This is a genomic window from Pseudomonas sp. MOIL14HWK12:I2, assembly GCF_000510745.1.
GTDB lineage: Bacteria > Pseudomonadota > Gammaproteobacteria > Pseudomonadales > Pseudomonadaceae > Chryseomonas > Chryseomonas oryzihabitans.
In genome coordinates, this window is the sequence record NZ_KI783314.1 from 177,761 (window position 1) to 202,998 (window position 25,238).

Sequence of the window (25,238 nt, forward strand, 5' to 3'; positions counted from 1 at the left end):
TTCCACCGGGAGGTCGTCGATAGGGTTTTCCCTCACCCCAACCCTCTCCCTAAGGGAGAGGGGGCGCTACATCGTGTCTCTGTAGGAGCGGTCGCTCCGGCGCACCGGCATGGCCGCGATGAAGCGGGAACAGTGGAAATCCTGATAGTGGCCCATGCAACAGCCTGGCATCGATTCATGCCGATCAGTTACCAAAACGCCGCGTTCTTGCGAGGAGAGCAAGGCGTTTTGTCGTGTCATCAAGGAGCTGGAAGCGCAGTGTGGACTCTGACTGAAGGGCATTGGTCCGCGGCCTGCCTCATTCGGCGAAGGGAAGCGGCGCCTCGCCGCCTCTATCCACCGCGAAGGCATTGAGGGTCATGGCGACCAGGCTGTAGTAGCCATAGACGCCCACCAGTTCGACCATGCCGGCTTCACCGAACAGCGCCACCCCCTGGCGATAGAGGTCTGCGGGAATCCGCCGGGTGTCATAGAGCGCTGCGCCGATGGCATGGACACAGGCCTCCTCGGCGGTATCGAAGACCGGCGCGGTGCCCTGCCGCAGCGCCTCGATCAGCTGATCCGGCAACCCCGCCTGGCGGGCGATGGGTTCGTGGATCTGCCACTCCGCCTGGGAGCGCCACCAGGCCGCGGTGGTGAGGATCGCCAGCTCCGTGAGGCGCAACTCCAGCCGGGTGCCATAGCGGCAGAAGGCACCCAGCCGCTGGGCGTGATCGGCCAGCGCCGGGCTGTGCACCCAGGCCAGGAAGGGGCCGTCGAGATTGCCTCTGGGGCCGCTGAGGATGTCGTCCAGCACCCGCTGCTGCTCGGGCGTCGTGTTCTGCTCGGACAGGGGCGTCAGCCGCGACGAAATGGGCATGGTGAGCGTCCTCTAGAGACTGGCCAGTACGGAATCCAGGGTGTCCGCCAGCTTGTCGACGATCTCGTCGACATGGTGGTCCTCCAGGATGAAGGGCGGCGCCAGCAGGATGTGATCGCCGCGCCGGCCATCCAGGGTACCGCCCATGGGATAGCACATCAGGCCCAGCTCCATCGCGCGCTTCTTGAAGCGGGCGTGCAGCTTGAGTTCCGGCGCGAAGGGCGTCTTGCTCTCGCGCTCGGCGACCAGCTCGAGACCGCGGAACAGTCCGCGCCCGCGGATATCGCCGACATTGGCATGCTGGCCCAGCCGCGCGACCAGCTTGGTCTGCAGGCTGTCACCCAGGTAGTCGACCCGACTCAGCAGGCCGCGCTGCTCGACGGCCTGCTGCACCGCCAGGGCGGCGGCGCAGGCCGTGGCATGGCCGATGTAGGTATGGCCATGCTGGAAGAAGCCGGAGCCCTGGGCGATGGCGTCGCGAATGCGGCCGCTGAGCAGGGTCGCGCCGATCGGCTGATAGCCGGCGCCCAGGCCCTTGGCGATGGTGATGAGGTCCGCGGTGATGCCTTCCTGTTCGGCGGCGAACAGCGAGCCGGTCCGGCCCATGCCGCACATCACCTCGTCGAGGATCAGCAGCACGCCATGGCGATCGCAGACCTCGCGAATCTTCCTGAAGTAACCTGGCACGGCCGCCACCGCGCCCAGGGTGGCACCCACCACCGGCTCGGCGACAAAGGCCATGACCTCGTCGGCGCCCAGGCGCAGGATCTCCGCTTCCAGTTCCTGCGCCAGGCGGGTGGTGAAGTGCTCGTCGCTCTCGTCGGCGCGCTGTTCGCGATAGGCGTAGCAGGGGCTGACGTGGCTGACCTCGATCAGCAGCGGCTGGAATTGCTGGCGTCGCCATTCGTTGCCGCCGGCGGCCAGGGCGCCCAGGGTGTTGCCGTGGTAGCTCTGCCGCCGGGCGATCACGTGCCGGCGCCCCGGCTGGCCGATCTCGACGAAATACTGCCGGGCCAGCTTCAGCGCCGTTTCCACGGCTTCCGAGCCCCCCGAGACGAAGTACACCGACTCCAGGCCGGCCGGGGCGCGGGCGATCAGGAAGTCGGCCAACTCTTCCATCACCTCGGTGGTGAAGAAGGAGGTATGGGCATAGGCCAGGGTGCCGATCTGCCTGCGCACCGCCGCGATGACTTCCTGGTCGCTGTGCCCCAGGCAGGACACGGCGGCGCCGCCGCTGGCGTCCAGATAGCGCCGGCCGTCGCGATCGATCAGATAGGGCCCGTCGCCGGCGACCGCGGTGGGGTAGGTGTGGGTGAGGCTGCGGTGCAGTACGTGGCTCATAGACCCTCCTGGTGATGTGCAAATATTACTTGCATCGTTTTGCAAGGCAACGGATATTTGCATGCGAGCGATGCAGGAGTCCCTTGCGGATTCGCGGCCACCGGCTCGCCGCCCGCTCTGGCACGCCGCTGCCAACCAACAAGAATAGAGCCCACCCGACGCCCTTTACTGCCGCTTTCCCTCGCGCCGATTTGCGGTGACCGAGACTACCCCTAGCTGAGGAAAGACGATGAAGACCTTCTTCAAAGCATCGCTGGCCGCTATTGCCTTCACCCTTTCATGCACCACCCAGGCGGCGGGCAAGGAGCTGCTGATCGCCACCGACACGGCCTTCGTGCCGTTCGAGTTCAAGCAGGGCAACGAATACGTGGGGTTCGATATCGACCTCTGGGCTGCGATCGCCAAGGAGCTGGGGGTGACCTATCAGCTCAAGCCCATGGACTTCAACGGCATCATCCCGGCGCTGCAGACCCGCAACGTCGACGCGGCGCTGGCCGGCATCACCATCAAGGAAGAGCGCAAGCAGGTCATCGACTTCTCCGACGGCTACTACGACAGCGGCTTCCTGCTGATGGTCAAGAGCGACAACGACAGCATCAAGGGCGAGGCCGACCTGGCCGGCAAGACCGTCGCGGTCAAGAGCGGCACCTCGGCCGCCGACTACGCCAAGGCCCACTTCAAGGCCAAGGAACTGCGCCAGTTCCCCAACATCGACAACGCCTACCTGGAGCTGCGCACCGGCCGCGTCGACGCCGCCATGCACGACACCCCCAACGTCCTCTACTACATCAAGACCGCCGGCGACGGCCAGGTGAAGACCGTGGGCAGCCAGATGATGGCCCAGCAATACAGCATCGGCTTCCCCAAGGGCAGCGAGTTGCGCGAGCCGGTCAACGCGGCGCTCAAGAAGCTGCGTGAAGACGGCACCTATGCGCGCATCTACGCGAAGTGGTTCGGCACCCAGCCGCAGTAATCCGTCTTCGTCCCTGAGAGAGTCATCAGCATGCAATTCCAATGGAGCGCCATCTGGGATGCGCTCCCCGTCCTGCTGGACGGCGCCAAGCTCACGCTCTGGATCTCGATCCTGGGCCTGATGGGTGGCGCCGTGATCGGCGTGGTCGCGGGCTTCGCTCGCGCCTACGGCGGTTTCCTCAGCAGCCGGGTAGCCCTCGTCTTCATCGAACTCTTCCGTGGCACCCCGATCATGGTGCAGGTGATGTTCATCTACTTCGCCCTGCCGTTGATGATCCCGGTGCGGATCGATCCCTTCGGCGCGGCGGTCGCCACCATCATGCTCAACTCGGGCGCCTACATCGGCGAGATCACCCGCGGTGCGGTGCTGTCGATCAACCGCGGCTTCCGCGAAGCGGGCCTGGCCCTGGGGCTGTCTCGGCGCGACACCTTGAGATACGTCATCGCCCCGCTGGCCTTCCGCCGCATGCTGCCGGCCCTGGGCAACCAGTGGATCGTCAGCATCAAGGACACCTCGCTGTTCATCGTCATCGGCGTCGCCGAACTGACCCGCCAGGGCCAGGAAATCATCGCCGGCAACTTCCGCGCGATGGAGATCTGGACGGCGGTGGCGGTGATCTACCTGGTCATCACCCTGGTCCTCAGCTACGCCCTGCGCGTCATGGAAGCGAGGATGAAAATCCTATGATCGAATTCAAGAACGTCTCCAAGCACTTCGGCAGCACCCAGGTGCTGCACGACATCGACCTACGCATCGCCAGTGGCGAAGTGGTGGTGATCATCGGCCCGTCCGGTTCGGGCAAGTCAACCCTGCTGCGCTGCATCAACAAACTCGAAGAGATCACCTCCGGCGAGCTGATCGTCGATGGCCTGAAGGTCAACGACCCCAAGGTTGACGAGCGCCTGATCCGCCAGGAGGCGGGCATGGTGTTCCAGCAATTCCACCTGTTCCCGCAGATGACCGCCCTGGAAAACGTGGCCTTCGGGCCGATCCGCGTGCGCGGCGCGAGCAAGGCCGAGGCCCAGGCCCAGGCGCGGGAGCTGCTGGCCAAGGTCGGCCTGGCCGAGCGCGCCGAGCACTATCCGTCGCAGCTGTCCGGCGGCCAGCAGCAGCGGGTCGCCATCGCCCGCGCCCTGGCGGTCAAGCCGAAGCTGATGCTGTTCGACGAGCCCACCTCCGCGCTCGATCCGGAGTTGCGCCACGAAGTCCTCACGGTGATGAAGGCACTCGCCGAGGAAGGCATGACCATGGTCATCGTCACCCACGAGGTGGACTTCGCGCGCAAGGTCGCCAGCCGGCTGATCTTCATCGACAAGGGCCGGATCGCCGAAGACGGCGAGCCCAAGGCGCTGATCGCCAATCCGCCGAGTCCGCGCCTGCGCGAATTCCTCCAGCACGTTTCCTGAGGCCGACCCACGATGCTCGCTCGACTCCAGCTTTCCGGCAGCGCCCATGACATCGGCTTCGGCCTGGGCGAATTCGGTCGTGCCGCGGTGCATGCCAAGTTGCGCCCGCTGCCGCTCTGGCAGTGGCTGGCCAGTCAGGCCGATACGGACAAGGCCCAGCTGATGCAGGCCCTGGTGCGCCAGCACTTCCCCCGCTACTGGCAGGAACTCGAAGGCCTCGCCGCCGGCCTGCAACTGCCGCTGGCGGAAGTCTTCCTGTGGAATTGCCGCGGCGACTTCCCCGGGCTGCCCGCGGTGGACGGCTGCACCACGGTGTACGGCCGGACCGCCCAGGGCACCCTGATCGCCCACAACGAAGACGGCCTGCCGCAACTGCGCGATGACTGCGCCCTGGTCGAGGTCAACCCCGACGAGGGTGTGGCCTTCACCAGCTTCGTCTATCCGGGCTCCATCCCCGGCCACACCTTCGCGGTCAACGCCCATGGCGTGGTCGCCACGGTCAACAACCTGAGGCCCACCGAGATTCCGGCCGGCGTGCCACGGCAGATCCTCGGCCGCGCCTCCCTCGATGCCCGTTCGGTCGACGAAGCCATCGCCGCGGTCTCCTTCCAGCCACGCGCCGGGGCCTTCCACCACACCTTCGGCCAGGCCGGCTCGGCGCGGGTGGTCAGTGTCGAGGCCAGCGCCGCGGCTACCGCCGTGGTCGAGACCGAGCGGCCCGGCGGGCATGCCAACCATATCGTCCATGCCGCCCTGGACGGGGTAGGGCAGCGCATCACCGGCAGCTCCGGGGCACGGCAGCGGCAGGTGGAGGCGCGCCTGGCATCGCTAGGCACCGACCTCTCGCCGGCCCAGGCCCTCGACATCCTGCGCGACACCGCCGTAGCCGACCTGCCCATCTACCGCTGCGCCGCCGACGATCCGGACGACGAGAATACCCTGGCCACCGCCGTCTTCATCCTCGGGGCCAGCACGGTAGAATGGCGCGTGCACACCCGCGCGGCGACGGCAACGGCCGACGCGGCGGGCGTGGTCTCCATTCCCCGATGACGGAAGGTCGATGAGCAAAGCGAGCGCCCTGGCGCCTGACACGGTAGGCGGTTTGAAAGCGCTGCTGGTCGCTATCGAAGCAGGCGAGGTGGACATCGCCCTGGGCAGCAGTTCGGTGCGGGTGCTCACCGCCCTCATCGAGGCGCCGCAACGGGCCGCGGTGTCCTCTATCACCGAGCTGGCCGAGCAGGTCGACGTCAATGCCTCCACCCTGTCGCGGCTGGCCCGGCGCCTGGGCTACTCGGGCTTCAGTAAGCTGCAGGACGTGTTTCGCCGCGAGCTGACCGAGGGCCGCAGCTTCTACAGCGACCAGGCCTCGCAACTGGTGGTCGGCGCCGACGACAAGGGCACCCTGGCGCAACTCACCCGGCTCGGTCGCCAGGAGAGCGCCAACATCGCCAGCACCATCGAACAGGTCGATCCGGCCACCTTCGAAGCGGTGGTGGCCAGCCTCAGCCAGGCCAAGCGAGTGCGCATCCACGGCATGCGCCAGTTCAACTCCCTGGCGCTGTTCATGGCCTACGGCCTGGGCATGCTGCGCCCGGACGTCGGCGCCCTGGATTCCAGTCGCCAGGGCGTGGCCGATGCCCTGGCGCAACTGGAGACTGGCGATGTGCTGGTGGTCGCCAGCTGCTTTCCCTACACCCCCAGCGTGCTGGCCACCGCCGAGGTGGCGGCGCGCCACGGCATCACCGTCATCGCCCTGACCGACTCGGCCAGCTCGCCGCTGGCCAAGACCGCTCGCCACAGCTTCTTCGTGCCCAATCGCAGCCTGTTCTTCAGCAACAGCATGTGCGCCTTCATGCTGCTCGCCGAAGGACTGCTGAGCGCCGTCGCCAGCTCCCTGGGCGAGGCTTCGGTGGAGGCGCTCAAATACCGCGAAACCCTGATCGCCGAGCTCAATGCGTCCCTCTAAGGGTCGCAATCAGACTGGCAGCGCACCCCTGGGTCTGGTCACAATCGGCGCTGACCTTTTCCAGGGAGTCTTGGCGATGGACCGGACCTGCACCACCTTCTACCTCGAAATGACGGCCTCGACCGAGTTGCGCGAGAAGCCGCCACGGCCCGACCTGCAGATCGTCGAGTGCGAGGTGCCGCAACCCGAATTCAATCGCTTTCTCTATGCCCTGGTCGGCCAGGCCTGGGACTGGACCGATCTGAACGGCTGGAGCGACGCCCAATGGCGCGCGTTGGTGGAGCAGGACGGGCATCGCACCTGGGTCGCCTATCACCGTGGCGCCATCGCCGGTTACTACGAGCTGTACCGCCCGGACGGCCGCAATGTCGAGATCCGCTACTTCGGCCTGGTCGGCGCCTTCATGGGCCTTGGCTTCGGCGGTCCGCTGCTGAGCCATGCCCTGCGCTCCGCCTGGGAGTGGCCTGGCACCGAGCGCGTCTGGGTGCACACCTGCACCCTGGATCACCCGGCGGCACTGGCCAACTACCAGGCGCGCGGGCTGCGGATCTACCAGGAAGAAACGACCCCGCTCTAGGCCAGGTTCCTAACGCCCGGCAGGGGCGCTGGGCAGCTTTTCGACGAATTGCGCCAGCTCCGCCGCATAGAGCCTGGCGAGCCCGGTGGTGCCGTGCCCGCGCGTGTCGGCGCTGCCCGGGATCAGCAGGTAGCGGGCGCTCGGCACCTGCTTGAGCGCCGCCTGCATGAGGCCCGTCTCGGGTGGATTGCGCTCGTCGTCTGCCGCGTTGATGGCCAGCACCGGCACCTTGATCTTGCTCAGTCCCGGCTCGGCGTTGTAGTCGGCCGAGGACTCCCACTGGTAGATGAAGTCATTGGCATCGACGGCCACCGAAGCCGCCAGGCGCTTGTCGACCAGCGCATCGGCCTGGGCATGGGTGCCGGCGATCTCCTGGTAGTTCAGGGTGCCGCCACTGGTGGCGAATTCGAACATCGTCTTGGCCAGGCGCAGGGACGGCGGCTGGGTCTGGTAATTGCCCTGGTTCCAGGCCGGGTCCTGCCGGATGGACTCCACCAGCATGCGCCTCATGATCCAGTTGCGGCCGGCCATCTCCGTCGGCTGCGCCGCCATGGGCACCAGGCCATCGGCAAAGCCGGGGTGCAGGCCGCCCCACAGCCAGGTCTGCATGCCCCCCATCGAATTGCCGATGATCAGCCGCAGGTGCCTGATCCCTAGTCCCTGGGTGAGCAGCAGGTATTGCGCCTGCACCATGTCGGCGTAGTTGTAGTGGGGAAAGGCGGCGCGCAGGCCATCCGACGGCTTGGTGGAGTTGCCGGTGCCGATGGCATCCGGAATCACGATGAAGAACTTGCTCGCATCCAGCGGCTGCCCGGGTCCGAACAACTGGCCGCCGACATCCGTGCTCAGCATCGCCGCCGCCTGTTGCCCCGTGCCGTGCAGCACCAGGACTGCCGGGTTGCCGCGTTTTCCCAGCGTCAGATAGTGCAGGCGGAAGTTGTCGAGCGTCTGGCCGGTGTGGAAGGTGAAGCGTGGCACCACGAAGTCGCCTGAGACGGGCGTAGGCGAGTCGGCCGCCTGGACCGTCAGGGCGCTCAGCAGCACCAGCAGGGTCAAAGCGGAGCAAAGGGCGCCAACGACCTTGCGCGCCTTGAGGAATCTATCCATGGACGCCGTTCCTTCGCTGATAACGATGAGCAGTGGATTTTTATAAGGCCGAACGGCGCCGGTGACAACTCACCCCGGAGGCTTCGACTCAGCCGGCGGAGACGCCCGACAGCGCTCGCCAGGCAGGACGCCGTGCGGCCTGGCGAGCGAAGCGCCGGAACGCCGGCGCCTGTGGTCGAGTCGGAAGGAGCAACAGCATTTGGAGAACACCTGGCCCCATGCAAGCCCTCAAAAGCCAGTTGGCGGCGCTGGACCCGCCCATCAAGCACGAGATCCAGTCCCAGGGCGATAACCTGCTGATCACCCTCATCGATCCCGCCCGGCCGGCGCGGGTGTCGCGCGTGCTTAACCAGACCCTGGTGCGCAACACCGCGCTGCTCTACGAGGTGATCCGCGACGCCATCAACGAATTGCGCGCCATCGGCAGCCTGCCGGCCATCACGGCGGACGAGATCTATCCGGACGGTTAGCGCCAGCGGGCGGCCCGGGTCAGCGCCCGCTGACGCCGTTCTCCCGGTGCCTTGCCCATGCCAGAAGGAAAGCCTTCGATGAACGATGAACAGCGGGTCCAGGCCCTGACCCAGCGGCAGAAGCTGCTAGCGGACTTTGGCGACTTCGCGCTGCGCTGCGAGGATCTGGACGAGATCCTCATGCGCGCCTGCCACCTGGTGGGCGATGCCCTCGGCACCGAACTGTCCAAGGTGCTGGAGATCGAGCGCGGCGAGCACCAGGCGCTGGTCCGCGCCGGGGTCGGCTGGAAACCCGGGGTAGTGGGCCAGGCCAAGGTGTCCCTCGGCGAGCGCTCCTCCGAAGCCTATTCGATCAAGGTCAGCCGCCCGGTCATCACCCCGAACATCCACCAGGAAGAGCGCTTCGACCTGGCCGACTTCCTGCGCGAGCACGGCGTCCAGGCGCTGGTGAACGTGCCGATCTTCCTGCCCGGCGGCCGGCCCTATGGCCTGTTGCAGGTCGATGCCCGCGAGCCGCGGGACTTCGGCGAAGAAGACGTGGAATTCCTGCGCACCTACGCCACCATCCTCGGCCCGGTCATCGACCGCCTGCTCAAGAGCGGTGACCTCAACGACGCCCTGCAGGCCAACACCCGGCTGATGCAGGAGATGCAGCACCGCATCAAGAACCACATCGCCATCATCGCCGGCTTGGTCTGGCTGAGATCCCGCGCGGCCCAGTCCGACGAGGCCCGCCAGGAGCTACAGGGCATCGGTGCGCGCATCGACGCCCTGCGCCTGGTCCACGAGCAGCTCTATGCGGCCAACACCGCCCAGCAACTGCGGCTGCGGCCCTTCGTCATGCAGTTGCTGGAGAATCTCTGCCACCTGCACCAGGAGCACTCCGGCCAGGTGCGGCTGCAGATCAACATCGCCGACGTCGACCTGGACCCGGACACCGCCGTGCCCCTGGGCATGATCCTCACCGAATTCGCCTCCAATAGCCTCAAGTACGCTTTCGACGGCGAGGGCGGCCTGCTGGCGGTGGACATCGATCTCGCCGAGGACGACACCTGGCGTGTGCGCATCCAGGACGACGGCAAGGGCCTGCCGTTGCAGACCTCCGCCCGCAAGCCCGGCTCGGGCACCGGCATGAAGCTGATCGAGGGCCTCGCCGGCCAGATCGGCGCCCACGCCCAATGGTCCCGCGCCGGCGAGCGCGGCACAGAGTTGCAGTTGAGCTTCAGGGTGAAGGGCTAGGGGGCCTCGACCACCGCCGGCGTCACCGCCGAACCGGCCAGCAGGCCGCCATCCAGATTCAGCTCGCTGCCGGTCATGTAGGCGGCTTCATCGGACGCCAGCAGCAGCGCCACGGCCGCCACCTCTTCGGGGCGGCCAAAGCGTCGCAGTGGCGTGTCCCGTACCAGCGCCGCCATGCGTGCCGCGCGATCCGGGCCATCGCCCAGCATGGGCTCCCACATCGGCGTGAGGATGGCGGCGGGGTGGATCGAATTGCAGCGGATGGCGAGGCCCTGTTCCGCGCAATAGAGCGCCACCGTCTTGCTGTGATTGCGTACGGCCGCCTTGGACGAGGCATAGGCCGCCGCGCCGGGGATACCCACCAGCCCGGAGCGCGACGAGATATTGATGATGGACCCGGCCCCGGCCGGACGCATGGCGCGGATGCCATGCTTGCAGCCGAGAAAGACGCCATCGAGGTTGGTGCGATGCACCGCGTGCCAGTCTTCGAGCCGGGCGTGTTCCGGATCGTGGGCCGCCACACCCTCTTCGAAGCCGGTGATACCAGCGTTGTTCACCAGCACGTCGAGCCGACCGCGCTCGGTGAGGATCTGCCCGGTCACCCGCCGCCAGTCGGCCTCCAGGCGCACATCCAGGGGCCGATAGCAGGCACGGTCGCCCAGTTCGGCTGCGACGGCGTGGCCGAGCTCGGCGTTGAGGTCGGTGACATAGACGAAGGCGCCTTCCGCCACGAAGGCCCGGGCGATGGCGGCGCCTATGCCCTGGGCCGCGCCGGTGACCAGGGCGGTCTTTTCCTTGAGTTTGGCTGCCATGGGAATACGCCCTCCAGATCGTGACAGGCATCCGAGGGTAGTCCAGCCGGTCGGGTCAGGGGGCCAGCATCAGGCCTTGGCGCTCACTCCGCCAGTGCTTTCGCCGGCTTTCTTCAGGGCTTCGGTATAGGCGGCGTAGGCCGTCGTCAGGGCTTGGCTGGCGGCGGCGACATTGGCCTGGGCGGCTTCGCGCGCAGCCTGGCTGGCTTCCTGCTCGGCCTTGCTGCCGCCCTTGCTCTGGGCTTCCACCGCGCGCAATTGCTTCTGCGCCAGCTCCAGTTGCCGCTTGGCCATGTCGATGGCCTTTTGCAGGGTATCCAGGGTCTTGTTGCCGGTGCTGCCCTTCTCGCTGGCAGGGGCAGCGTCGGCTTCGGCCTGGTCCTTGATCTGGTTCAGCGGATTGGGCTTGCCGATGCCCTTGGGCTTCTTGGATTGCTCGACCTTGGCCGCCTCTTCTTCGGCAGTAGGCTTGGCCGTCGCGCCACCCAGCCGGAGCGTGGGCGCGCGCAAGATACCGTGGCCGATGCCATTCACCGACAGCGTGCTGGACATCGCGGACTCCTTGAAAGGTACATCTCAAGGGTAACGGCCGTGTGGGGCAGAGATTGAGTGAGCAGGGCGGCAGCAACCTCAGCCGCCGCCGGAGAGCGCGGGGGCTGGCCCCGCTGATCCCCTGATTACTGGCTGATGACCGCGTGGTTGGAAAAGCCGCTCTGGGTCAGGTTGATGGCATTGCCCGCGGTGTTCTGGGTGAGGTTGGCGGTGTGCTGGCCGCCGGTCTGGGCGACGGTGATGGTGGAGGCATTACCGGTCACGTAGGCCGTCACCCCGAGGTTGTCGCCCTGCTGATCGACCTTCAGCTGGCCGTCGTTGCCCAGGTAATAGGCATTGATGCCATTGGCGTCGCCATTGGACGCCAGATCCAGCTGGTTACCCTCGCCCGAGACGATGGCGGCGGCGCCATTGCCGTTACCCGTCTGCGCCAGGGTCACCTGGCTGCCCACGCCATAGACATTCACGTCGGCGCGGTTGAGATCGCCGCGTTGGGCGATGTCGACGGTGCTGGGCCGCGAGTAGCTGCTGGAGTGCCGAACCCGGGCATCGTTGCCGTTGCCCTCCTGCACCACCTTGGAATCCACCCGCTCGCCGCCTTGCTTGAGACCGATGTAGTTGTCGTTGCCGCGCTGCTCGACGATCGTGCTCGAGTCCTCGCCGGTCTGCCTCACCCAGGCCTCGTTGCGCAGGCCGAAGCTGGTCACCTGCAGGTCCTGGCGGTCACCGTGTTGAGCCAGATCCAGCTTGCCGTTGAGGCCATCCTGGCGGACCGTCAGGGTGTTCTGGCCCGCGGCGTAGCTGCTCTGCTCGATGTCGATCCGATGATAGCCACCGTCCTGATGGACATAGGTGTCCTGCCGCAAGCCGCTCTGGCGCACCACCGTCTCGTTGCCGCTGCCCGGTCCCTGATCGACCTGCACCCGGTCGTAGCCGCCATCGCGCTGCTCGATATCCACCAGGCGCTGCGACCCCCAGACCTGATTGACCTCGACCGCGCTCCTGGCATTGGTCTGCACCACCCGCACGCGGTCATCGGCATCGTTCTGCTGGGTTACCTGGGCATTGAGAAAGCTGCCGCTCTGCTGGATATCCGCCTGGTTGCGCGCCGACAGCTCGCTGCCCTGGTTCAGGTTCACCACATTGAAGCCGCCGTTCTGCTGGACGTTGGCCGTATTGGACGCGGCCCAGGCGGCACCGGTGTTGGCTAGCAGCAACGCGACCATGAGGGAGCGGGAGGTTTGCATGGGGACGGTCCTTGTGCGTTAGGAACAGTAGAATAAGAAATGGAGAGTGGGGTGACGCTATGTGAATTATCTAGCTTTCGGGAGGTGAATTTGTATCGGTCCAAAGTCTGATATTTTAAACGCTATGGTAGGCGAGTGAGATCGTGTTGCTAGATGTTAATGCTAATTATTTGGTGTTCGTGATTGTTGCAGATTTTATTCTGCGGAAAAGTTTGCTTCTAGGAAGGAGTAAGGAGTAGTTTTGTAGGAAAGAGCGCCGAAGGAATCGGCGCTTTTATATTCATTTTTGAAGTATTCGCAGTTGAGACTGCGTAGGCGCTGTTTGTGTAAAGCTTAGTTCCTGCGTCAGGAGTTCTTTCCAGAAGTTCGTGAGTTTTTCTGGTAGATGTTTTTTGTTTCTTTCGAGTTCATTTATTCCCTCTCCTGCCGAAATTCCAGTTGCCGCCTCAATTAATGCGCTGCATATTTCAGGCATTGATGTCTGTCGCTGGCCTTCTTGGCTTCCCAGGACAGATCCCTTCATTTTTAGAAGTAGCGACCTTGCATCTGGATATTTTTTTTCTTTAATTAAGATTTTGGCTGTTAGAAGTTGGGCTGGCGTGCTTTGTGGAATAATATTTAGAATTCCCTTGGCGGCCGCGGCATTCCCAGTTGCGTAATATAATTCGGCTCTCATTAAGTAAGCGGCTTTGCCGCCATGATTTTGGCTGCTTTCAAGTTTTTCAATTAGGCCTAGTATTTGGTGCTCGTCGTTAGTCAGATTTGGCTTGTATTTGTCTATTAGTATCCTAATAAGCATTTGTATTATATAAGAGTTATTTTCTGCCGTTCGGTACGCCGCCCTTATTAGTTCCTCGGCTTTTTTTAGGTCGCCTGATATGTAGTTAATAAAGCTTAGTTCTCTTAGGATATGTATGTCGCCCTTGCCGCCAGAGTTATGCGCGATCTCAAGCTCCTTTAATGCGTTGTCGAACTCTCCCGATAAGCGTAGATTAAATCCTTTTATGAATGCTTTTAGTCGTGTGGATTTGACTGAGTTTCTATGTTGTGAGAAGGAGTTTAGGACTTCGTTTAGTTCCGTTTGTTTGTTTAATCTCGCTGCTGAGAGCCCTTTGAATCTTAGTACTTCTAGAGATGATTCTTCTGTTAGCGCCAAGCGGTTTCTATAGGCTGTTTCGCATAGTTTAAACGATTCTTCGTAGTCTCGATTGTCATAGTATTCTTTTGCAAGTCTAAAGCACTGCGATGGCAGGATTAAACTCTCTACTCCGATGATGGAGTGCTGGCCTTTCCTAAGGCTGGCAATGCAGTAGTCCTCTATGATAGAAACGCTAGTTTTCTTAGAGTGGTCAATATTTTGGTTTGCGCTTATCAAATGCTCAAGAGCAGGATTTAATTTATTCTTGAAGTTTGGTTCGTTCAATAGGCGTCTAGCTGCTCTTGTAAGATATCCTGGGATTTTTATAGAGATGGAATCTTGAAGGATAAATCCATAGGAAAGTAAAAGTCCTAAAGATTGGTTGATTTTTTCCTCAGTTTCTTCTGGTATGGTTTTTATGGATTCGATAAGATCTACTTCGGAAATGTATCCACTATAGGCAACAATAGCTAAAGCGATGTTTGAGGTTGTGTCATTTTCTAGAACTTTTAGAAGAGAAGTTGCCTGTGTTTGAATGTCATTGGTAATGGCGTTCTTGTGTTTGGCTATTTGGCTAGGGTCAATTGTGGCAAGAGTCCTAGCAGCCATCTCGATGGATTTAGGACGTCCATCGACATACTCAATAAACTCGTTGAGTATGTCCGTCTGATTTGTGACTTCAAGTTTGGTAAGCCACCATGAAAATAATAGTTTTGACTCATCTCTGGGTAAAGGCTCAATTTTTTGTAGGTAAAGGAATTCTGTTAGTTGTGATGATAGGTAGATAGGCTTTCTTGCAGAAAATAGAATTAATCTTGGGTAGGTGTTGCGTGGTAGCTCTTTTAGAATATCTTCAAGCCAGCTGGCAATTCGGCCGCTGTCGTCCAGTCCTACAGAGCCAACATCTAGATAGAGCGCCTGTCCGGCTCTAGTAGCTTCTAATATATGGCTAGCTATAAGCGCGTATCGTTCTTTTGATGCGAGGCCTAAATATTCTTTGGTTTTTTCTGAAAGCTCTATTGGTGATAGTAGAGAAATTAAGCCGAGGATTTGTCTGTACAAGTTTACGTCTGAATCATGGTCTTTCAGCGAAAAAAACAATTTTCTTCGAGCGATACCAGGGTAGCGCCGTTTAAAAAGCTCATTGACTAGCTGTTTTCTACCATATCCATCAGTGCCGCAAAGCATAAGTGTTGTTGGTAATTTTCTTGGCTCGACCGACACATGCTTTTCGAGCTGTATTATTTCCTGATATCTATAAAATGGTGGCTCATTCCCATTCTTGCTTTCCCAGTCATCAAATGCACTAAGGATGCGGCAAGATATATGTTGAGCGGAAGGGTGTTCGATAATTACGTAGTCTTGAAGCCATTCGGGTACATGTGAACGCTCGCCGTCCTCTATTAAAAAAACCATCGCATGTCTAATTTGTGCTTTCATCCATAATGAAAAGGCACGCTTTAGTTCACCTTTCACCCAGCTCGATTCGAGCGCTTTTCTTGATGCAAATAAAACAAAATGAGTGCTTTCGTTGAGAGCTTCGTAGATCTGCTCTGGCAGAAATGATGTGTTATCAAATGTGGCTACATCATAATGGCATAAAGATGCACCTAATTGTTCGTACACTTTTTCGACAATGTGTTTGTCTGCTGAGCTGTGAGATAAGAAAAACTTCACATTTATTTCCTCGGTTTACAGTTTTGTTTTCTAGCTCACTGACATTAATTTACATCAGCTGAAGCGTCAAGAGTTCAATTTTCAAGATATTAAGCCGAAGTAATACTCGAATTTATGGGTGTCTCAGGTTGCATTGAGATGCAACAAGCTTGGAGGCAAAGAAAATGAGGCTTAGAGCCTCAGCCTAACGAACGGCCCTCGCGACCACTCAAGCGGTCGCGAGGGGCTACGACTTAATCCACCGCCTTGACCATCTCCTCAATGACCTTCTTGGCGTCGCCAAAGACCATCAGGGTCTTGTCCAAGTAGAAGAGTTCGTTGTCGAGGCCCGCATAGCCGCTGGCCATGGATCTCTTGTTAACGATGATCGTCTTGGCCTTGAAGGCTTCGAGGATGGGCATGCCGGCGATGGGCGATTTGGGGTCGTTCTTGGCCGCCGGGTTGACCACGTCGTTGGCACCGAGCACCAGCACCACGTCGGCTTGGCCGAATTCAGAGTTGATGTCGTCCATCTCGAACACTTGGTCGTAGGGCACCTCGGCTTCGGACAGCAGCAAGTTCATATGGCCGGGCATGCGACCGGCCACCGGGTGTTCGAAACGACGGGAAGCTTTTGGTAAAGCGACAGGTGCGCCGAGCCAGCGGCTCGTTTGGAACCTAGTTCGACTAGGGCATCCGGGGCAGGGCGGCGAACCAGTCCAGCGCGCGATCCCACAGGGGTTGGGCGCTGGCGCGGAAATAACCCATGTGGCCGATGGCGCCGCCGTGCTGGCGGGGGTCGAGGTCTTCGCGCTGGAGGTCGACGTTGCGATAGGCCTGCATGAAGGCATCGCGCGATTGCGGGGTGGCCCAGAGATCGTCCAGGGCGTTGACCGCGACGATGGGGGTGCGCACCGCGGCGTAGCCGGCTTCGATGCCCTGCATGGCCGGGTCGTCGAAGAAGTAGTGGGGATAGCTGCACCAGTGGCGCCACTGGCGATAGACGTCGCGCGGCAGGTCTTCGCCCAGGCCGAGGGCGCTCCAGGGGCAGTAGCCCTTCCACCAGGTCAGCACCGGCAGGACCAGTTTCCACATGGTCAGCACCTTGAGGCGCTCCAGTGGCGGCATGTAGCCGTACCAGCCGGCGCTGGTGCCGAAGACATAGAAGCCGGCCACCTTGGCGTGGTTGGGCAGGAGGCCGAAGGCATGGCCGCCATAGGAGTGGCCGACCAGGTAGAGGGGGATGTCGCCCTCGGCCATGCTGTCCACCGCGGCGGCGAGGTCCTGGCGAGCCCAGTCCAGCAGGTCCATGCGAAAGCCCTTGAGCGAGGCCGGCGCCGAACGGCCGATGCCACGGTAATCGAAGGTCAGGGTCTCGAAACCGCGGGCCGCGGCGTGCTGGGCGAAACGTCGATAGAAGCCCTGGGGCACGGCGGTGGCGCCGGCGACGATCAGCCGTCCCTGCAGCGGCCCCTGGGCGGGATAGCGACTGGTGCTGAGGCGATAACAGTCCGCGGTGATCAGCTCCTCGACGAGGGCGTCGCTGGGCATGGGGTGGTCCCTATTACAGTTGTTATAATGCCTGGACGGTAGATTATGACAGCTGTCATAGCAAGGAGAATGGATGACCGAGCAGTCGACGGTACGGGAACGGGTGGTGGTGGCGGCTTCGGCCATGCTGGCGCAGCACGGCCTCAACGCCACCAGCATCCGCGAGACCATCAAGCGCGCCGAGGCGCCGCTGGGGTCCACCTATCATCACTTCCCCGGTGGCAAGCACCAGCTGGTGGTGGAAGCGGTGGAGCTGGCCGGCGCCCAGGTCAGTCGCGATCTGGAGCGCCAGCTGCAGGCCGGAGCGCTGGCGGGAATCCAGGGCTTCTTGCGACTCTGGCGCGACATCCTGCTGGACTCGGACTTTCGCGTCGGCTGCCCGGTGATGGCGGTGGCGGTGGAAGAGCCGGTGGACGAGATCGCCCAGCGCGAGCTGGACGCGGCGGCGGGCATCTATCGCCGCTGGGAGGCTCGGCTGCAGGTGGCGTTGGTCGAGCATGGCCATGCGGAAGAGGCGGCGGCGGGATTGGCCACGCTGCTGGTGGCGGCGGTGCAGGGGGTGATCCCGCTGTGCCGCGCCCAGCGCAGCATCGAACCCTTCGACCGGGTCGCCGAACGTCTGGTGGCGCTGGTCTAGGGGGAACGCCGCCGGGGCCGGCGGACTCCACCAAGGGTGCCTCTACGAGCGGAGTACCCCATGAATCCCGAACCCGCGGATGATAAGCAGACCCCCCACGACTACGACGAATACGGCGACGTGCCGGATTCGGCGAATACCACCACCACCGAAGAGCGCGAGGACCTGGACGACAGCCCGTTGAGTCCGAAGCGCTAGTGGGTTGGGGGCTTGGGCGCGTGGACAAGGCTGCGCCGTTGTCCACCCTACGGGTGCTCGCTCTCGCCAACCTACGGCGGATGGGTAGGGTGGAAAACCGCGAAGCGTTTTCCACGTATCGATGATCCAACCGCTAACTCCGATACCGCCCCCTCTCCCCCGGGGAAAGGGCTGGGGTGAGGGTGGCCACAGCGGCAGGCCTGCACTCCAACGGCGGTTTTGGTGCCCTGCGCGTGGACAAGGCTGCGCGGTTGTCCGCCCTACGGGAGTTCGCTCTCGCCAACCTCGGCGGATGGGTAGGGTGGAAAACCGCGCAGCGTTTTCCACGTATCGATGATCTCGGCTGGCGCCAAACCCTGCCGCCATCACGATACCGCCCCCTCTCCCTCCGGGAGAGGGCTGGGGTGAGGGCGCCTTCCTGCTCCTCCGCTTCATTCCCTCACGTCAACGCCCGATCCAGATGCAGATAGCCGCCATCGACGCTCAGCCATTGCCCGGTGGTATGGCTGGAGCGTGGCGAGAGCAGGAAGGCCACGGTGTCGGCGATCTCCTCCGGGGTGGTCATGCGGCGGCCGAGGGGGATGCGCGCGGTGATGGCGGCGAGTTTGGCGGCCGGGTCGGGAAAGCCCTGCAGCCAGCGTTCGTAGAGCGGGGTCATGACCTCGGCGGGGATCACCGCGTTGACGCGGATGCCGTCGTCCAGCAGCGAGGCGGCCCACTCGCGGGTCAGGGCCAGCACGCCGCCCTTGGCCGCGGTGTAGCCGCTGGTGTCGCCCTGGCCGGAGAGGGCGGTCTTGGAGGCGATGTTGACGATGGCGCCGGTGCTGGCGCGCAGTGCCGGCAGGCAGAGGTGCGCCAGGTGATAGTAATGCACCAGGTTGCGTTCCAGGGAGGCGACGAAGGCGGCGCGACCGGCGCTGAGACTGACGCCATCGTTGACTCCGGCGTTGTTGACCAGTCCATCGATGCGCCCATAGGCGTCCTGCACGGCGGCCACGGTCCGCTCGCATTCGGCTTCGTCGCACAGCTCCACGGTGAAGGCCCGAGCCCTGGGTTGCCGTTCGGCCAGTTGCGCGGCGAAGTCGGCTGCCAGCGGCTCGCGGGCGAGGATCACCGGGACGGCGCCCTCGGCCGCCAGGGCCAGGGAGATGGCGGCGCCGATGCCGGAGCCGCCGCCGCTGACCAGGAACACCTTGTCGGTCAGGTGCAGATTCATGCCACGGCCTCCCGCGGCTGGGTGCCCAGGCCATAGAGCCGGGCCGCGTTGCCGCCAAAGACCGCCGCACGTTCACTGCTCGTGAGCTCCAGCAATGCCTGCTCGGTCAGGTCGACCACCTCGGCGTAGCTGGCGGCCAGGGTGCAGACCGGCCAGTCCGAGCCGAACAGCAGGCGCTCCGGCCCGAAGGCCTCCAGGGCGATACGGGCATAGGGCAGCAATTGCTCCGCCTGCCAGCCCTGCCAGTCGGCCTCGGTGACCAGCCCGGACAGCTTGCAATGCACATGGGGCAGCCGCGCCAGGGGCGCCAGCAGTCGAGCGTAGTCGGCGGGCGCGACCCGGCCCGGCGGCTTGCCCAGGTGGTCCAGCACCAGCACGCCGTGGTCATGGCGGGCGGCGAAGGCGGTGGCGGCGGGTAGGGTCTCGGCATGGATCAGCAGTTCATAGAGATAGCCGTGCCGCTGCAGGGTGGCGACGCCCCGGTTGGCGGCGGCATCGGCCAGCCAGGCGCCGGGATCGGCCTCGTCCTGCACCGGATGGCGGAAGCCGCGCAGGTGACGACTGCCCTGGCGCCGTTCCAGGCGCGCCACCAGGTCGGCGGCGCGCAGATCGGTCCAGCCGACCACCGCCTGCACCCAGGGCGTCTGGGCGGCGAGGTCGAGCAGAAAGTCCGTCTCCTCTTCCTGGGTGCGCGCCTGGACGGCGATGCAGCCGTCGAAACCGGCCCGCTGCAGGTGCGGCTCCAGGTCGGCCGGCAGATGGTCGCGTTGCAGCCCGGCCATGCGCCCGTCGATCCAGGCAAATTCGGCCGGCCGATAGCGCCAGAAGTGCTGGTGGGCATCCAGGCGCGGGCTCATGACGGCTGCCCTCCGGCATGGCGATAACGTGCCCGGGAGGCGGCCTTGATGGCGATGGAGAACCCCGGCGCCTGGGGCGCGAGATAGGCGGCGCCGCGCACCCGGCAGGGATCCTCGAAGTGTTCGTGAAGGTGATCGACGTATTCCACCACCCGGCCCTCGTGGGTGCCGGCGACGCAGAGGTAGTCGATCATCGCCAGGTGCTGCACGTATTCGCAGAGGCCCACGCCGCCGGCATGGGGGCAGACCGGCAGGTCGTACTTGGCGGCCATCAGCTGCACCGCCAGCACCTCGTTGAGGCCGCCCAGGCGGCAGGCGTCGAGCTGCACCACGTCCAGGCCGCCGCGCATGATGAATTGCTTGAAGAGGATGCGGTTCTGGCACATCTCGCCGGTGGCCACCTTGACCGGTGCTACCGCCGCGCGGATGGCGCGATGGCCCTCCACGTCGTCGGGGCTGGTGGGTTCCTCGATGAACCAGGGCTGGGCGAAGGCCAGCTCGCGTACCCAGTCGATGGCCTCGCCGACTTCCCACACCTGGTTGGCGTCGATCATCAGGTGGCGCTCGGGGCCGATCACCTCGCGGGCGATGCGCACCCGGCGGATGTCGTCGGCGAGATCGCGACCGACCTTGAGCTTGATGTGGGAGAAGCCGGCGTCGATGGCCTCCTGGCAGAGGCGGCGCAGCTTGTCGTCGGGATAGCCGAGCCAGCCGGCCGAGGTGGTGTAGCAGGGATAGCCCTCGGCTTCCAGGCGCTGCAGGCGCTCGGCCTTGCCCTCGGCGCGCTGGCGCAGCAGGGCCAGGGCTTCCTCGGGGGTTATGCAGTCGGTGAGGTAGCGGAAGTCGATGCAGCGCACCAGCTCTTCGGGACTCATCTCCGCCACCAGGCGCCAGACCGGCTTGCCCACGGCGCGCGCCCAGAGGTCCCAGGCGGCGTTGACCACCGCGCCGGTGGCCAGGTGGATGGCGCCCTTGTCCGGGCCGATCCAGCGCAGCTGGCTGTCGCCGGTGATGTGGCGCCAGAAACGGCCCGGGTCTTCCTGGATCCACTCCAGGGTCAGGCCTTGCACCCGTGGTTCCAGGGCGCGCAGGGCGGCGCAGCAGATTTCGTTGCCGCGGCCGATGGTGAAGGTGAGGCCGTGACCCTCCAGCCCCGGCTGGTCGGTCTGCAGGATGACGTAGGCGGCGGAGTAGTCCGGATCCGGATTCATGGCATCGGAGCCATCCAGCGCCTGGCTGGTGGGAAAGCGGATGTCTTCGATCTGCAGGCCGGTAATTGTTGTTGGCATGGCGCTGTCCTCGAGGGGTTTTCGCGGGCTGAGCGAACCCGGCCCCGTGCCCGCTCGATGAAAAGCGGGCGCGGGGGTTTGCTAGGTTTGGGCGGGGGTGGCTTGCCCTAGTCGGCGGCGATGGTGCGTTGGTGCTGCTCGCCCAGGCCCTGGATGCCCAGGCGCATTTCCTGGCCGGGCTTGAGGTACACCGATTGCGGCTTGACGCCCATGCCCACGCCCGGCGGCGTGCCGGTGGAGATGACGTCACCCGGTTGCAGACTCATGCAGCGGCTGAGGTAGGCGATGATCTGGGCCACCGTGAAGATCATGGTGCGGGTGTTGCCGTTCTGGTAGCGGTGGCCGTCCACCTCCAGCCAGAGGTCGAGGTTCTGCGGATCGGCCACCTCGTCGGCGGTCACCAGCCAGGGGCCGAGCGGGCCGAAGGTGTCGAAGCCCTTGCCCTTGTCCCAGGTGCCGCCGCGTTCGAGTTGCCACTCGCGCTCGGAGACGTCGTTGACCACGCAATAGCCGGCCACGTGATCCAGGGCGTTGGCTTCGTCGATGTAGCGCCCGGCCTTGCCGATCACCACGCCCAGCTCCACTTCCCAGTCGGTCTTGATCGAGTCGCGGGGGATCTGCACGGCGTCGTTGGGCCCGCAGATGGCGCTGGTCCACTTGTTGAACACCACCGGCTCCTTGGGCACGTCCAGGCCGGATTCGGCGGCGTGGTCGGCGTAGTTGAGGCCGATGCAGATGAACTTGCCGACCCGGCCCACGCAGGGGCCGAGGCGCGGGGTGCCGTCCACCAGCGGCAGGCTGTTTGGGTCCAGCTGACGCAGCCGGACCAGGGATTCGGCGCCGAGCGCCTCGCCGGCGAGATCGGCCACCTGGCCGGAGAGATCGCGAAGCCGGCCCTGGGCATCCAGCAGACCGGGTTTTTCCTGGCCCTGGGGGCCGTAGCGCAAGAGTTTCATCGGAGCTCCTATGAGGGGAAAAGGGTGCGGACGAAAAACGGCGTCAGACGCTCCAGCCACCATCGATCACTTGGGCGGTCCCGGTGACGAAGGCGGCGGCGTCGGAGGCAAGATACAGGGCGAGGGCGGCGATCTCCTCCGGCCGGCCCACGCGGCCCATCGGCTGGCGGGCGGCGAAGGCGGCCTGGACCTCGGCTTCGCTGCGGCCTTCGCGGGCGGCCTGGTCGGCGATGCGCTGGTGCAGCGAGGGGGAATCCACGGTGCCGGGGCAGATGGCGTTGCAGCGGATGCCCTGGCCGACATAGTCGGCGGCCACCGACTTGGTCAGGCCGATCACCGCCGCCTTGCTGGCGCCATAGGCGCAGCGATTGGCCACGCCCTTGAGGCTGGAGGCGATCGAGGCCATGTTGATGATGCAGCCGCCGCCCTGGGCCAGCATGCCGGGCAGCACGGCGCGGATCATGCGATACATGGCGGTGGCGTTGAGTTCGAAGGAGAAGCGCCAGGCGTCTTCGTCGCAGTCGAGGATGCTGCCGGCGTGGACGTAGCCGGCGCAGTTGAACAGGACGTCCAGGCTGCCCAGGTCGGCGACCAGGGCGGTAACCGCCGCCGCATCGGTGACGTCCAGCACCCGGGTGTGCAGCCCTTCGAGGCTGTCCAGGGCGGCGGCATTGATGTCGGTGGCGATGACCTCGGCACCGGCGCGATGGAAGGCGAGGGCGGTGGCCCGGCCGATCCCCTGGCCGGCGGCGGTGACCAGGACGCGTTTGCCTGCATGACTCATGCGGGAGACCTCTTGGCTGATTATTGTTGTGAGTCGCCTGACCGCCAGCGGTCAATGGTCAGGCCATTGGTCCTATTGTTTAGACCCTGCTAGGCTCTCAGGCAAGGATTTTTTCGCGGCAGACTGCGCGACCTGCATGAGACGAGACCGCCATGCCCCTTCAGGTGATTGAAAAACCACGGCTTTACCGGCAGATCGCCGATCAGTTGCGCGCCCTCATCGACGGCGGCGAATATCCGCCGGGCAGTTGCCTGCCCGCCGAGCGCGAATTGGCCAAGCAGCTGGGGGTGAGTCGCGCCTCGGTGCGCGAGGCGCTGATCGCCCTGGAGGTGATCGGCCTGGTGGACGTGCGCGTCGGCGACGGCGTGCGGGTCTGCGCGCCCAGCGCCCCGCCGCCACCGGACACCCCGGTGCTGGAGCTGGCCGGGCGTGGCCAGTGGGCGGAGATGGATCCGGAGTTGAGCCTGGCGCTGGATCTGGACGCCGAGATCCCGCCCTTCGCCCTGTTGCAGGCGCGCCGCCTGGTGGAGCCGGAGGCCGCCGCCCTGGCCGCAAGCCATGCCAGCGCCAGCGAACTGGCCGGCATCCGCGCGGCCTATGGGCGCAACGTCGAGGACAATCGCCTGGGGTCGACCACCCATCCCGGCGACCGGCTGTTCCATATCCGCATCGCCCAGGCCAGCGGCAATCCGGCCTATGCGCTGCTGCTGCGCCATCTGCTCGGGCATCGCTACGGCAGCATGTTCCAGCTGCTGCAGCGCCGCTACACCCCCGAAGACATGCCCGACCGCTCCCAGCAAGAGCACCTGGCCATCCTCGAAGCCCTGGAAGCCCACGACCCCGACGCCGCCCGCCAGGCCATGGCCGCGCACCTCGATGCCGTGACCCGCATCTTCGCGCGGCCGGCGGTGGAGTGAGGAGCTGCCCCGCTCCCTCGGGGAGAGGGTTGGGGTGAGGGCGCCGTGTCCGCGTTGGGCTTCGCTGCGCTCAGTGCCAACCTACGGGTGAGCGATGATTCGTGGACAAGGCTGCGCCGTTGTCCACCCTACGCAGGGCGCTGACCCCGCGCGGAACCGCCCCCTCTCCCTTGGGGAGAGGGCTGGGGTGAGGGGGGGCGTTGGGCTTCGCTGCGCTCAGTGCCAACCTACGGGTGAGCGATGATTCGTGGACAAGGCTGCGCCGTTGTCCACGCTACGCAGGGCATTAACCCCGCGCGGACCCGCCCCCTCTCCCTTGGGGAGAGGGCTGGGGTGAGGGTGGCTATTGCCCGTTGGGCTTCGCTGCGCCCAGCGCCAACCTACGGGTGAGCGATGATTCGTGGACAAGGCTGCGCCATTGTCCACGCTACGGCACGGCGCTACCCCTCCGCACGGACCCGCCCCCTCTCCCTTTGGGAGAGGGTTGGGGTGAGGGCAAACCCCGCGACGATGCCGTAGGGTGGAAAACCGCGCAGCGTTTTCCACGCGAATCCCGCGCGCAACGCCCGTCTGTACGGCCATTTAGCGACCCGGCTGTGGCTGGCCCCACCGGCGCCCGGCCGCGGACAATCGGCGCTTTGCCCAAGGAGTCCGCCGCCATGTCCCTCGTCTTCCATCAGGTCGATGTCTTTGCCCAGCGCCCCCTGGAGGGTAATGCCCTGGCGGTGGTCTGTGGCGCCGATGCGCTGTCCACCGAGCAGATGGCCGCCCTGGCGCGCTGGACCAATCTGTCGGAAACCACCTTCCTGCTGCAGCCCACCGATCCGGCGGCGGACTACCGGGTGCGCATCTTCACCCCGCAACGCGAGCTACCCTTTGCCGGCCATCCGACCCTGGGCAGCTGCCATGTCTGGTTGCGCGAAGGCGGGCGGCCCAAGGGCGGCGAAGTGATCCAGGAATGCGGCGCCGGCCTGGTGCCGATCCGCGCCGCCGGGGAGGAGCTGGCCTTCGCCGCACCGCCGCTGGTGCGAGGTGGCGCGGTGGAGCCCGAGATACTGGCGCGCATCGCCCGGGGCATTGGGCTGGCACCTGAGCGTATTCAGGCCAGCCAGTGGGCGGACAATGGTCCCGGCTGGGTGGCGGTGCTGCTGGAGAGTCGTGAGGAATTGCTGGCGATCCGCCCGGATTACGCTGTCCTCGAAGAAATGAGTCTGGGACTGATAGCGCCGTGGAAGGGACCCGAGGCTGAAGCCCAGTTCGAAGTCCGAGCGTTGATGGGAAGACAGTTGGGTGAAGACCCCGTCACCGGCAGCCTCAACGCCAGCCTGGCGCAGTGGCTGATCCCGGCGGGCCTGGCGCCGGAGCGCTATCTGGCCAGCCAGGGCACGGTTCTCGGCCGGCGCGGCCGGGTGCGGGTAGCCCGCATCGCCGACCGCATCTGGGTGGGCGGCGCGGTGCAGGACTGCATCCGCGGCACCCTCAGCCTCTAG

Annotated in this window: 25 protein-coding genes and 1 pseudogene; 12 read left to right on the forward strand and 14 right to left on the reverse strand. The window is 64.4% G+C overall.

The window, feature by feature from the left end:
* Positions 1-298: 298 nt before the first annotated feature.
* Both PSK12I2_RS0121925 and PSK12I2_RS0121930 read right to left on the reverse strand, forming a co-directional pair.
* The gene (locus PSK12I2_RS0121925; protein WP_027600091.1) at positions 299-859 is read right to left on the reverse strand and encodes a carboxymuconolactone decarboxylase family protein; all 561 of its coding nucleotides are present in this window, start codon (positions 857-859) and stop codon (positions 299-301) included.
* Positions 860-871: 12 nt separating this feature from the next.
* On the reverse strand, positions 872-2,200 hold the full coding sequence (locus PSK12I2_RS0121930) for an aspartate aminotransferase family protein (RefSeq protein WP_027600092.1): 1,329 nt from the start codon (positions 2,198-2,200) through the stop codon (positions 872-874).
* Positions 2,201-2,429: 229 nt separating this feature from the next.
* Here PSK12I2_RS0121930 and glnH point away from each other — a divergent pair, with 229 nt between their 5' ends.
* The 6 genes from glnH to PSK12I2_RS0121960 all read left to right on the forward strand — a co-directional run bounded on the left by glnH (position 2,430) and on the right by PSK12I2_RS0121960 (position 7,122).
* A complete protein-coding gene (gene glnH, locus PSK12I2_RS0121935; RefSeq protein ID WP_027600093.1) occupies positions 2,430-3,173 on the forward strand; it encodes a glutamine ABC transporter substrate-binding protein GlnH in 744 nt (247 codons plus the stop codon).
* 30 nt (positions 3,174-3,203) lie between these two features.
* Complete coding sequence (glnP, locus tag PSK12I2_RS0121940) at positions 3,204-3,860, forward strand: glutamine ABC transporter permease GlnP (protein ID WP_027600094.1); 657 nt, start codon at positions 3,204-3,206, stop codon at positions 3,858-3,860.
* Entirely contained in the window at positions 3,857-4,579 is a 723-nt protein-coding gene (gene glnQ, locus PSK12I2_RS0121945; RefSeq protein ID WP_027600095.1) for a glutamine ABC transporter ATP-binding protein GlnQ, read from the forward strand. Before glnP ends, glnQ begins: the two co-directional genes overlap by 4 nt.
* 12 nt (positions 4,580-4,591) lie before the next feature.
* Positions 4,592-5,629, forward strand: coding sequence for an acyl-CoA--6-aminopenicillanic acid acyl-transferase (locus PSK12I2_RS0121950; protein ID WP_027600096.1), 1,038 nt, complete (start codon positions 4,592-4,594; stop codon positions 5,627-5,629).
* 10 nt (positions 5,630-5,639) lie between these two features.
* Positions 5,640-6,545 (forward strand): MurR/RpiR family transcriptional regulator, encoded by a 906-nt coding sequence (locus PSK12I2_RS0121955; protein WP_027600097.1) that lies wholly within the window; start codon positions 5,640-5,642, stop codon positions 6,543-6,545.
* Positions 6,546-6,621: 76 nt separating this feature from the next.
* Complete coding sequence (locus PSK12I2_RS0121960) at positions 6,622-7,122, forward strand: GNAT family N-acetyltransferase (RefSeq protein ID WP_027600098.1); 501 nt, start codon at positions 6,622-6,624, stop codon at positions 7,120-7,122.
* Between the two features lie 9 nt (positions 7,123-7,131).
* Here PSK12I2_RS0121960 and PSK12I2_RS0121965 read toward each other — a convergent pair whose 3' ends face one another.
* Positions 7,132-8,229, reverse strand: a complete 1,098-nt coding sequence (locus PSK12I2_RS0121965) for an alpha/beta fold hydrolase (RefSeq protein ID WP_027600099.1) — start codon at positions 8,227-8,229, stop codon at positions 7,132-7,134.
* A 218-nt stretch (positions 8,230-8,447) separates the two neighbouring features.
* On the opposite strand from PSK12I2_RS0121965, the gene PSK12I2_RS24285 reads away from it, so the two are divergent.
* Entirely contained in the window at positions 8,448-8,699 is a 252-nt protein-coding gene (locus tag PSK12I2_RS24285) for a hypothetical protein (protein WP_051398784.1), read from the forward strand.
* A 78-nt stretch (positions 8,700-8,777) separates the two neighbouring features.
* Complete coding sequence (locus tag PSK12I2_RS0121975; RefSeq protein ID WP_027600100.1) at positions 8,778-9,938, forward strand: sensor histidine kinase; 1,161 nt, start codon at positions 8,778-8,780, stop codon at positions 9,936-9,938.
* Here PSK12I2_RS0121975 and PSK12I2_RS0121980 read toward each other — a convergent pair.
* The 6 genes and pseudogenes from PSK12I2_RS0121980 to PSK12I2_RS0122005 all read right to left on the reverse strand — a co-directional run bounded on the left by PSK12I2_RS0121980 (position 9,935) and on the right by PSK12I2_RS0122005 (position 16,894).
* On the reverse strand, positions 9,935-10,750 hold the full coding sequence (locus tag PSK12I2_RS0121980; protein WP_027600101.1) for an SDR family oxidoreductase: 816 nt from the start codon (positions 10,748-10,750) through the stop codon (positions 9,935-9,937). The two genes, PSK12I2_RS0121975 and PSK12I2_RS0121980, sit on opposite strands and share 4 nt — an antisense overlap.
* Before the next feature lie 69 nt (positions 10,751-10,819).
* Complete coding sequence (locus tag PSK12I2_RS0121985) at positions 10,820-11,302, reverse strand: hypothetical protein (protein ID WP_027600102.1); 483 nt, start codon at positions 11,300-11,302, stop codon at positions 10,820-10,822.
* A 125-nt stretch (positions 11,303-11,427) separates the two neighbouring features.
* Positions 11,428-12,549, reverse strand: a complete 1,122-nt coding sequence (locus tag PSK12I2_RS0121990) for a PPE repeat-containing protein (protein WP_027600103.1) — start codon at positions 12,547-12,549, stop codon at positions 11,428-11,430.
* Positions 12,550-12,829: 280 nt separating this feature from the next.
* Positions 12,830-15,364 carry a toll/interleukin-1 receptor domain-containing protein gene (locus tag PSK12I2_RS24725; RefSeq protein ID WP_177324669.1) on the reverse strand — a complete coding sequence of 845 codons (2,535 nt, stop codon included), beginning with the start codon at positions 15,362-15,364 and terminating at the stop codon, positions 12,830-12,832.
* 233 nt (positions 15,365-15,597) lie between these two features.
* Positions 15,598-15,957: pseudogene (locus PSK12I2_RS0122000) on the reverse strand (NAD(P)(+) transhydrogenase (Re/Si-specific) subunit beta); the annotation flags it as partial.
* 73 nt (positions 15,958-16,030) lie between these two features.
* Entirely contained in the window at positions 16,031-16,894 is an 864-nt protein-coding gene (locus PSK12I2_RS0122005; protein ID WP_027600105.1) for an alpha/beta fold hydrolase, read from the reverse strand.
* A gap of 73 nt (positions 16,895-16,967) precedes the next feature.
* On the opposite strand from PSK12I2_RS0122005, the gene PSK12I2_RS0122010 reads away from it, so the two are divergent.
* Both PSK12I2_RS0122010 and PSK12I2_RS25130 read left to right on the forward strand, forming a co-directional pair.
* Positions 16,968-17,531 (forward strand): TetR/AcrR family transcriptional regulator, encoded by a 564-nt coding sequence (locus PSK12I2_RS0122010; protein WP_027600106.1) that lies wholly within the window; start codon positions 16,968-16,970, stop codon positions 17,529-17,531.
* A 60-nt stretch (positions 17,532-17,591) separates the two neighbouring features.
* The gene (locus PSK12I2_RS25130; protein ID WP_169742428.1) at positions 17,592-17,729 is read left to right on the forward strand and encodes a hypothetical protein; all 138 of its coding nucleotides are present in this window, start codon (positions 17,592-17,594) and stop codon (positions 17,727-17,729) included.
* 439 nt (positions 17,730-18,168) lie between these two features.
* Here the strand turns inward: PSK12I2_RS25130 and PSK12I2_RS0122020 are convergent, their stop codons facing one another.
* The 5 genes from PSK12I2_RS0122020 to PSK12I2_RS0122040 all read right to left on the reverse strand — a co-directional run bounded on the left by PSK12I2_RS0122020 (position 18,169) and on the right by PSK12I2_RS0122040 (position 22,831).
* Entirely contained in the window at positions 18,169-18,945 is a 777-nt protein-coding gene (locus PSK12I2_RS0122020; RefSeq protein WP_027600107.1) for an SDR family oxidoreductase, read from the reverse strand.
* Positions 18,942-19,802 carry an amidohydrolase gene (locus PSK12I2_RS0122025; RefSeq protein WP_027600108.1) on the reverse strand — a complete coding sequence of 287 codons (861 nt, stop codon included), beginning with the start codon at positions 19,800-19,802 and terminating at the stop codon, positions 18,942-18,944. Before PSK12I2_RS0122025 ends, PSK12I2_RS0122020 begins: the two co-directional genes overlap by 4 nt.
* Positions 19,799-21,091, reverse strand: coding sequence for an L-fuconate dehydratase (locus tag PSK12I2_RS0122030; RefSeq protein WP_027600109.1), 1,293 nt, complete (start codon positions 21,089-21,091; stop codon positions 19,799-19,801). The genes PSK12I2_RS0122025 and PSK12I2_RS0122030 overlap by 4 nt, the downstream gene beginning before the upstream one ends.
* Before the next feature lie 107 nt (positions 21,092-21,198).
* The gene (locus PSK12I2_RS0122035) at positions 21,199-22,047 is read right to left on the reverse strand and encodes an ureidoglycolate lyase (protein WP_027600110.1); all 849 of its coding nucleotides are present in this window, start codon (positions 22,045-22,047) and stop codon (positions 21,199-21,201) included.
* A 43-nt stretch (positions 22,048-22,090) separates the two neighbouring features.
* The gene (locus PSK12I2_RS0122040; protein WP_027600111.1) at positions 22,091-22,831 is read right to left on the reverse strand and encodes an SDR family oxidoreductase; all 741 of its coding nucleotides are present in this window, start codon (positions 22,829-22,831) and stop codon (positions 22,091-22,093) included.
* Between the two features lie 152 nt (positions 22,832-22,983).
* Between PSK12I2_RS0122040 and PSK12I2_RS0122045 the strand changes: the two genes are divergently transcribed.
* Together PSK12I2_RS0122045 and PSK12I2_RS0122050 are read left to right on the forward strand one after the other, a co-directional pair.
* The gene (locus PSK12I2_RS0122045; protein WP_027600112.1) at positions 22,984-23,748 is read left to right on the forward strand and encodes a FadR/GntR family transcriptional regulator; all 765 of its coding nucleotides are present in this window, start codon (positions 22,984-22,986) and stop codon (positions 23,746-23,748) included.
* Between the two features lie 659 nt (positions 23,749-24,407).
* Positions 24,408-25,238, forward strand: coding sequence for a PhzF family phenazine biosynthesis protein (locus PSK12I2_RS0122050; protein ID WP_027600113.1), 831 nt, complete (start codon positions 24,408-24,410; stop codon positions 25,236-25,238).

Excerpts from the sequence above, each read along its gene's own strand:
- PSK12I2_RS0121925 (WP_027600091.1), bottom strand. The coding sequence starts at position 859 with ATGCCCATTTCGTCGCGGCTGACGCCCCTGTCCGAGCAGAACACGACG.
- PSK12I2_RS0121930 (WP_027600092.1), bottom strand. The coding sequence starts at position 2,200 with ATGAGCCACGTACTGCACCGCAGCCTCACCCACACCTACCCCACCGCG.
- glnH (WP_027600093.1), top strand. The coding sequence starts at position 2,430 with ATGAAGACCTTCTTCAAAGCATCGCTGGCCGCTATTGCCTTCACCCTT.
- glnP (WP_027600094.1), top strand. The coding sequence starts at position 3,204 with ATGCAATTCCAATGGAGCGCCATCTGGGATGCGCTCCCCGTCCTGCTG.
- glnQ (WP_027600095.1), top strand. The coding sequence starts at position 3,857 with ATGATCGAATTCAAGAACGTCTCCAAGCACTTCGGCAGCACCCAGGTG.
- PSK12I2_RS0121950 (WP_027600096.1), top strand. The coding sequence starts at position 4,592 with ATGCTCGCTCGACTCCAGCTTTCCGGCAGCGCCCATGACATCGGCTTC.
- PSK12I2_RS0121955 (WP_027600097.1), top strand. The coding sequence starts at position 5,640 with ATGAGCAAAGCGAGCGCCCTGGCGCCTGACACGGTAGGCGGTTTGAAA.
- PSK12I2_RS0121960 (WP_027600098.1), top strand. The coding sequence starts at position 6,622 with ATGGACCGGACCTGCACCACCTTCTACCTCGAAATGACGGCCTCGACC.
- PSK12I2_RS0121965 (WP_027600099.1), bottom strand. The coding sequence starts at position 8,229 with ATGGATAGATTCCTCAAGGCGCGCAAGGTCGTTGGCGCCCTTTGCTCC.
- PSK12I2_RS24285 (WP_051398784.1), top strand. The coding sequence starts at position 8,448 with ATGCAAGCCCTCAAAAGCCAGTTGGCGGCGCTGGACCCGCCCATCAAG.
- PSK12I2_RS0121975 (WP_027600100.1), top strand. The coding sequence starts at position 8,778 with ATGAACGATGAACAGCGGGTCCAGGCCCTGACCCAGCGGCAGAAGCTG.
- PSK12I2_RS0121980 (WP_027600101.1), bottom strand. The coding sequence starts at position 10,750 with ATGGCAGCCAAACTCAAGGAAAAGACCGCCCTGGTCACCGGCGCGGCC.
- PSK12I2_RS0121985 (WP_027600102.1), bottom strand. The coding sequence starts at position 11,302 with ATGTCCAGCACGCTGTCGGTGAATGGCATCGGCCACGGTATCTTGCGC.
- PSK12I2_RS0121990 (WP_027600103.1), bottom strand. The coding sequence starts at position 12,549 with ATGCAAACCTCCCGCTCCCTCATGGTCGCGTTGCTGCTAGCCAACACC.
- PSK12I2_RS0122005 (WP_027600105.1), bottom strand. The coding sequence starts at position 16,894 with ATGCCCAGCGACGCCCTCGTCGAGGAGCTGATCACCGCGGACTGTTAT.
- PSK12I2_RS0122010 (WP_027600106.1), top strand. The coding sequence starts at position 16,968 with ATGACCGAGCAGTCGACGGTACGGGAACGGGTGGTGGTGGCGGCTTCG.
- PSK12I2_RS25130 (WP_169742428.1), top strand. The coding sequence starts at position 17,592 with ATGAATCCCGAACCCGCGGATGATAAGCAGACCCCCCACGACTACGAC.
- PSK12I2_RS0122020 (WP_027600107.1), bottom strand. The coding sequence starts at position 18,945 with ATGAATCTGCACCTGACCGACAAGGTGTTCCTGGTCAGCGGCGGCGGC.
- PSK12I2_RS0122025 (WP_027600108.1), bottom strand. The coding sequence starts at position 19,802 with ATGAGCCCGCGCCTGGATGCCCACCAGCACTTCTGGCGCTATCGGCCG.
- PSK12I2_RS0122030 (WP_027600109.1), bottom strand. The coding sequence starts at position 21,091 with ATGCCAACAACAATTACCGGCCTGCAGATCGAAGACATCCGCTTTCCC.
- PSK12I2_RS0122035 (WP_027600110.1), bottom strand. The coding sequence starts at position 22,047 with ATGAAACTCTTGCGCTACGGCCCCCAGGGCCAGGAAAAACCCGGTCTG.
- PSK12I2_RS0122040 (WP_027600111.1), bottom strand. The coding sequence starts at position 22,831 with ATGAGTCATGCAGGCAAACGCGTCCTGGTCACCGCCGCCGGCCAGGGG.
- PSK12I2_RS0122045 (WP_027600112.1), top strand. The coding sequence starts at position 22,984 with ATGCCCCTTCAGGTGATTGAAAAACCACGGCTTTACCGGCAGATCGCC.
- PSK12I2_RS0122050 (WP_027600113.1), top strand. The coding sequence starts at position 24,408 with ATGTCCCTCGTCTTCCATCAGGTCGATGTCTTTGCCCAGCGCCCCCTG.